This is a genomic window from Actinoplanes sp. NPDC048791 (assembly GCF_040650095.1).
Classification (GTDB): domain Bacteria; phylum Actinomycetota; class Actinomycetes; order Mycobacteriales; family Micromonosporaceae; genus Actinoplanes.
Genome location: NZ_JBEZGQ010000516.1, coordinates 1 through 5,991 on the forward strand (window position 1 = coordinate 1; position 5,991 = coordinate 5,991).

6 protein-coding genes and 1 pseudogene are annotated in these 5,991 nt (G+C 71.1%); 2 read left to right on the forward strand and 5 right to left on the reverse strand.

Features of this window, described 5'->3' with window-relative positions:
- Together AB0C29_RS29675 and AB0C29_RS29680 are read right to left on the reverse strand one after the other, a co-directional pair.
- Window positions 1-708 (reverse strand): NADH-quinone oxidoreductase subunit C (locus AB0C29_RS29675; protein ID WP_360826878.1); only part of this gene is annotated, 708 nt, incomplete at its 3' end.
- Between the two features lie 129 nt (window positions 709-837).
- Window positions 838-2,016: a peptidoglycan DD-metalloendopeptidase family protein gene (locus AB0C29_RS29680; protein WP_360826882.1), complete on the reverse strand. Its 1,179-nt coding sequence runs from the start codon at window positions 2,014-2,016 to the stop codon at window positions 838-840.
- A gap of 332 nt (window positions 2,017-2,348) precedes the next feature.
- On the opposite strand from AB0C29_RS29680, the gene AB0C29_RS29685 reads away from it, so the two are divergent.
- Window positions 2,349-2,852 carry a SigE family RNA polymerase sigma factor gene (locus AB0C29_RS29685; protein ID WP_360551979.1) on the forward strand — a complete coding sequence of 168 codons (504 nt, stop codon included), beginning with the start codon at window positions 2,349-2,351 and terminating at the stop codon, window positions 2,850-2,852.
- On the forward strand, window positions 2,845-3,840 hold the full coding sequence (locus tag AB0C29_RS29690; protein WP_360826885.1) for a hypothetical protein: 996 nt from the start codon (window positions 2,845-2,847) through the stop codon (window positions 3,838-3,840). The genes AB0C29_RS29685 and AB0C29_RS29690 overlap by 8 nt, the downstream gene beginning before the upstream one ends.
- Here the strand turns inward: AB0C29_RS29690 and AB0C29_RS29695 are convergent, their stop codons facing one another.
- From AB0C29_RS29695 to AB0C29_RS29705, 3 genes and pseudogenes are all read right to left on the reverse strand, one after another.
- Window positions 3,841-5,142, reverse strand: a complete 1,302-nt coding sequence (locus AB0C29_RS29695; protein WP_360826888.1) for a DUF2252 domain-containing protein — start codon at window positions 5,140-5,142, stop codon at window positions 3,841-3,843.
- A gap of 27 nt (window positions 5,143-5,169) precedes the next feature.
- On the reverse strand, window positions 5,170-5,733 hold the full coding sequence (locus AB0C29_RS29700; protein ID WP_360826892.1) for an NADH-quinone oxidoreductase subunit B family protein: 564 nt from the start codon (window positions 5,731-5,733) through the stop codon (window positions 5,170-5,172).
- Between the two features lie 17 nt (window positions 5,734-5,750).
- Window positions 5,751-5,991: pseudogene (locus tag AB0C29_RS29705) on the reverse strand (aspartate aminotransferase family protein); the annotation flags it as partial.

Sequence of the window (5,991 nt, forward strand, 5' to 3'; positions counted from 1 at the left end):
CGGGCGGGCCGGGCGTTCCCCGCCGGGGACTGCTCCGCCCGCGCGCACGGGCCGGTCGCCCGGGGCGCGCCGGGCCGGGGTCTCCGGCGGTGGGACCTTGCCCTTCATCGGACCCCACTCGTTCGGATCAGGTACGCCCGGCGGCCGCATCGGGGCCCGCTTGGCCGTCCCAGCCTCCGACTCCCCCGGCTCCTTCGCACCCGGCCAGGCCTTGGCCACCCGGGACGCCAGCACGAACTCCTTGCGCAGCGGGTTGCCCTCGAAGCCCGGCGGCAGCAGCAGCGGCCGCAGGTCCGGGTGGCGGGTGAAGCTGATCCCGAACATCTCGTGGGTCTCCCGCTCGTGCCACGCCGCGCCCGGGAACAGGTCGATCACCGATTCGACCACCGGGTTGTCCCGGGTCACCCGGGCGCGCAGCAGCAGCCCGTGCTTGCGGCGGGTGGACCAAAGGTGCGCGACGACGGTGAAGCCCTCGTCCAGTTCGTCGACCGCTGACAGCCAGTCGAAGAAGTCGCAGCCCAGCGCGCCCGGGTCGCGGGCGGCACCGACCGCGGTCCACCACAGCGCGGCCGGCACGTCGATCACGGCCCGCTCGTGGCCGGGGCCGCCACCGGAGACTCCGGCGACGATCGTGCCCTCGGCGGGGGCGTCGTCCGCGTCTGCCGTCAGCAGGGCGACCATCCGCTCGCCGACCTCTTCGGGGGTCATGCCGCACATCCTATGATCCGGCCCGGTTCCGTCCCCGGCCCGCGCCCGGAAAGCCGGCCGGCAAACAGACGCCGGGTGAGACGCCGGTGGATCGACGGCGTCTCACCCAGCTGAGCTCAATGCGCTCGGTCAGTCCTGTCCGCCGCCGAAGAACGTCGCGTCCCCGAAGGTGAACACTCCGCCGTCCCTGGCGACCATCCAGTAGCCGGCGCCGGTGGTGGTCGAGGCGATGCCGACCATCGGCGCGTTCAGCGGCTTGCCGCCCATGCTGCCGTAGAACGGTGCGTCACCGAAGGCGAAGATGCCGCCGTCAGCCGCCACCAGCCAGTAGCCCTTGCCGGACGGGGTCGCCGCCAAGCCGACCACCGGGGCGTTGAGCGGCTTGCCGCCCATGCTGCCGTAGAACTGCGCATCACCGAAGGCGAAGATCCCGCCGTCGCGGGCCACCGTCCAGTACCCGCGCCCGGTCGCCGTCGGCGTGATGCCGACCATCGGCGCGTTCAGCGGCTTGCCGCCCATGCTGCCGTAGAACTGCGCATCACCGAACGCGAAGATGCCACCGTCCTTCGCGACGAGCCAGTAGCCCTTGCCGGACGGGGTCGCCGCGATGCCGACCACCGGCGCGGCGAGTGGCTTGCCGCCCATGCTGCCGTAGAACTGGGCGTCACCGTACGAGAAGACGCCGCCGTCCGCAGCGGCCAGCCAGTAGCCCTGCCCGGCGGCCGTCCGGGCGATCGCGACGTCTGGTGGTGCCGCCGCCGGGCCGCCGCTGCCGAGTCCGGCGAACGCATAGCTGATCGCCGCGCCGGCCGACACCCTGGAGTTGCGGGCGGTCGCCGGGGCGAAGGAGACCGACGAGCCGTTCTGGCGGATCTCGAAGTGCAGGTGGGCACCCGTGGTGCAGGTGCCCGTGTTGCCGGAGACCGCGATCTTCTGCCCCTGGCTGACCTGCTGGCCGACGCCGACCGAGAAGCTGCTCAGGTGCAGATAACGGGACTGGTAACCGTAGGCGTGCGCGATATAAATGGTCTGCCCGCCGCAGGAGTCCTTGAAGGCGTTGGTGACTTTTCCGTCGTAGGTGGCATAGACCGGCGAGCCCGTCGGCGCCCCGATGTCGACGCCCTGATGGCTATGGCCGGTGCGCTTGTCACCGACAATTCCGGTAATGGGACCGGAGGTCGGCCAGTTCATGTGCGCATTGTCAGCCAGGGCCGGCGAGGCCACTGCCGCCAGCATCGACGCGGCCAGAGCAGCGACGGTCGCAGCGGCCCGGGCCACGGTGGCGGGTCGTCGGGAAATGGTCGGCAAAACAAACTCCTCAGTGGCGCGCAAAAATGCCGGACACCGCAGAACCTTAATTGCGATTCGCGGTTCCGGGCAGCTCCTGAAAGAGCGACAGCCGTTGTGTGCGCCCGTGCCGACGAACGGAACAATGCGCGTCACCGGCGGGCGGGCACCGTACCCCGGACGGTCTAATCCTCTTGAGTGATCTTGGGAGTCGCCGGTTGGCCGGGGCAACGACCCACGCCGATCTGTGGCAGGGTGCGCCGCAACCCATCGCCCCGGTGGCACGTGTAGTGCCCGTGACAGCGCAGGCAACCACCCTGGGCGCCAGATCCCGACCGGAGACGCCAGCAGCCGTGCCCGACGACCCGCCGACCTTCGACGAGGTGTACGCCGTGCACTTCGGAGATCTGACTGTCCAGCTCTACGCCTATTTCGGGGACCGCCAGGAGGCCCAGGACGTCGTCCAGGAGGCCTTCTGCCGGGCCTACAGCCGGTGGAAGACGGTGAGCCGGTACGACGACCCGGTGGCCTGGATCCGGCGGGTGGCCTGGAATCTGGCCGTCAGCCGCTGGCGGCGTTCCCGTACGGCGCTGAACTTCCTGCGCAAGCAGCGGCGCGACGAGGCTCAGCTGGAAGGGCCCGGTCCGGACCGGGTGGCGCTGGTCGCCGCCCTGGCCACGTTGCCGGCCACCCATCGGCGGGCCGTGGTGCTGCGGCACCTCGCCGATCTGAGCGTCGCCGAGATCGCCGACCGGGAGGGCGTCGCCGAGGGCACGGTCAAGTCCTGGCTGCACCGGGGCCGGGCTGCACTCGCCGTCCAGCTCGGCGCCGACTCCGCGGAGGTGCACGGTGGCTGAGGAGTTCGAGGACCTCTTCGCGGAGTTCCGCGCCGACACCGTGTGGCAGGTGCGGCCGCCCGGGGCTGATCGCGTACGCCGTACCGTGCGACGCCGCCGCACCGCCACCGCGGCCTTCGCCGGTGTCCTGCTTCTGGCGCTGAGCGGCACCGTGGCCCTGCTCGGTTTCCCGTCCCGGCCCACCACCCCCGCCAACCGTGACTCGCTGACGCAGGCCGAGCTGGACCGCCTCACCGGCGTGGCGGACCGGGCGGTGACGGCCGGCAATCCCGGGGCCGCCGTGTTCTCCCGCCGGGGACCGGTCGCCGGCATCATGTCCGCGACCCAGCAGATCTATCTGGGCGAGATCGATCTGCAGATCGCCTGCGCGGGCACCGGTTCGGTGACCCTGCTGGTACGGGGCAGGCCCGGCAGCGAAAGCGGTTCGACCGTACCGGTGGAGGTGGCCCGGATCACCGCCCGGTGCTCGGCCGCTCCGGTGCCCGCGGGCACCACCTTCGTGCTGGGCCAGTTCCTCGACATCACTGTCGAGCTGGTGGACGCCGAGAGTGCGCGCGGGCGGGCGGGCTTCGCCTACCGGGCGACCAGCGACACCGGCAGGCCCGCGGCCCGGAGCGAGGCGAACAATCCGAGCGGCGTCCTGCCCCGGGACCCCCTGCCGCCGGGCTCGGGTGGGGGCGGCGGTGGCGAGGTGGGTGACCGGCGCCTCCATGTCGGCTGGGAGCCGCTGAACGGCGACTTCCGGCTGGCCGTGGCCTGCGCCGGCACCGGCACGTTGCGGATCCGGCTCCGGCAGGCCCGCAGCGCCGCCGATCCGGAGGGCACGGTGCTCGCGACGAAGACCTGGACGGCGCCGTGCCAGTATCCGCCGCGGCGGCAGGACCTCGTTGTCGGTGTCATCCGCAACCGGCAGGTCGATCTGTCGCTGAGCTACGAGAGCCCGTCACCGGCGCCCGGGGACGCCGCCTACCAGTTCTTGCCGCGCTGATCAGAGACCGGGGAGGCGGCCGTTGCGGAACAGGTCGACGAAGTCCTGGTGGTCCTCGCGGGCCTGGTCGCCGTACTGGTGGGCGAAGTTGACCAGCAGCGTGAGGAAACTCGCCTCGTCCTTGTCGACCGCGGCCACGATGGCCTCCTCGGTGGAGAAGTCGACCAGGTCGTGGCTGGACTCGTCGTCGGCCACCGAGTGCATCCGGGCCACCGCGCGGCCCAGGTCGGCGACGACACCGCTGAGCTCCTCGGACTCGTTCACGTCGGCCCAGTCCAGGTCGGCCGCGTACGGCGACACCTCGGCGACGAGCTGGCCGACGCCGTTGAGCTCGGTGTAGCCCAGCCACGGGTCGGCGTGCGCCTGCAGGGCCCGCTGCGACTCGGCCGTGCGGTGTCCCTGGTGCCGGAAGTAGGACCGGACCCGCTCGTCGTCGATCCACCGGGCGACGGCCGGCACCTGGGCCTGCTTCATGTAGATGATGACGTCGTTCTCCAGCGCCTGGGTGTGCCCCTCCAGCAGCAGGTTGTACGACGGCAGGCCGGCCGAGCCGATGCCCACGCCCTTGCGCAGCTTGATGTCCTTGATCCCGGTGGAGATGCCGTGACCGTGCGAGGGCAGCGTGTCCAGGTATTCGGAGAAGGCGGCCCGGACGGTGGCGGCGGTCGGCTCGTCCACGTCGTAGACGCCGTCGCCGAGGGAGAAGCGCCGCTCGTAGTCGTCGATCGTGGTCTGGCCGGCGAGCAGGTCGACCCGGGTGTTGAGCCGGGCCTCCTGGAGCACCCGGCGCAGCACCCCGTCGGCGTTGTCCAGGGTGATCGAGCCGATCGCGTCGTCACCACCGGTGGCGATCGCCCGCAGTTCGGTCAGGTAGCCCCGGGCGAACGTGCCGACCAGCTCGCTGATCACCTGGTCGGACAGGGCCTTGCTGTAGCCGATCAGGGCCACGCTGGCACAGAACCGCTTGAGGTCCCAGATGAACGGGCCGACGTACGCCTCGTCGAAGTCATTGACGTTGAAAACGAGCTGGCCGGACGAGTTCATGTAGGTGCCGAAGTTCTCCGCGTGCAGGTCGCCGTGGATCCACACCCGGCTGGTCCGCTCGTCGAGGAAGGCGTCGTCGCGGTACGCACCGGTCTGGTCGGCGTAGAACAGCGAGGCGCTGCCCCGGTAGAACGCGAACGGTGACGCGGCCATCTTCCGGAACTTGCGCCGGAAGGCAGCCGGGTCCAGCGCCATCAGGTCGCCGAACTCCCTGGTCAATACGTCGATGATGAAGTCCGCCCGGGACTGCTCGCTCATGATGGGCAGACTAGCTGTATCCCACCATCAAACGGGGCGCTTGACCGACGGTGCCGTCAGCGAACCGGCGTCGCGGGGTCGCGCCGGGGGCGGCCCCGGGACCAGCGGGTCGGGCCGTGACACCCCGCCGGGACCGGACTGCTCGGCGGCGATCTGCTCCTGCAGGCGCAGGATGCCGTGCAGCAGCGCCTCCGGCCGTGGCGGGCAGCCGGGCACGTAGACGTCGACGGGGATGAGCTGGTCGACGCCCTTGGTCACCGAGTACGAGTCCCAGTACGGCCCGCCGCAGTTCGAGCAGGAGCCGAACGAGATCACGTACTTGGGCTCGGGCATCTGGTCGTACAGGCGGCGGATCGCGGGGGCCATCTTGTCGGTGACCGTGCCGGAGACCACCATCAGGTCGGCCTGGCGCGGGCCGTGCGCGAACGGGATCACGCCGAGCCGCATGAAGTCGTGCCGGCCCATGCTGGTCGCGATGAACTCGATCGCGCAGCAGGCCAGGCCGAAGTTGAAGACCCACAGCGAGTAGCGGCGACCCCAGTTCAGCACGAACTTGATGGGATCCCCGAGGACTCCTGGCAAGGCGGACACAGTCGTCAACCTACCCCTCACCACGCGGGACGCTGGAGCTGGCTCAGGAAGCCGGCCAGCAGAGCCTCACGCAGGGCGGGCGGGGCCACGTTGAGCAGCGAGTTGACCGCGGCCATGCTCTTGCCGATGTCCCCGCCCAGCCCGAGGCCGGCCGCCAGCCCCTCGATCAGCTCCGGCGTCACCATCTGCGGGGTCAGCGCGCCGGCGGCCTCGAGCAACGCGGGCGGCAGCTCGACCGGGCCGCGGGCGCGGGTCGCG

What these genes read in the sequence shown, in the direction of transcription:
- AB0C29_RS29695 (WP_360826888.1), bottom strand. Translation starts at nt 5,142, where the DNA reads ATGAGCGAGCAGTCCCGGGCGGACTTCATCATCGACGTATTGACCAGG.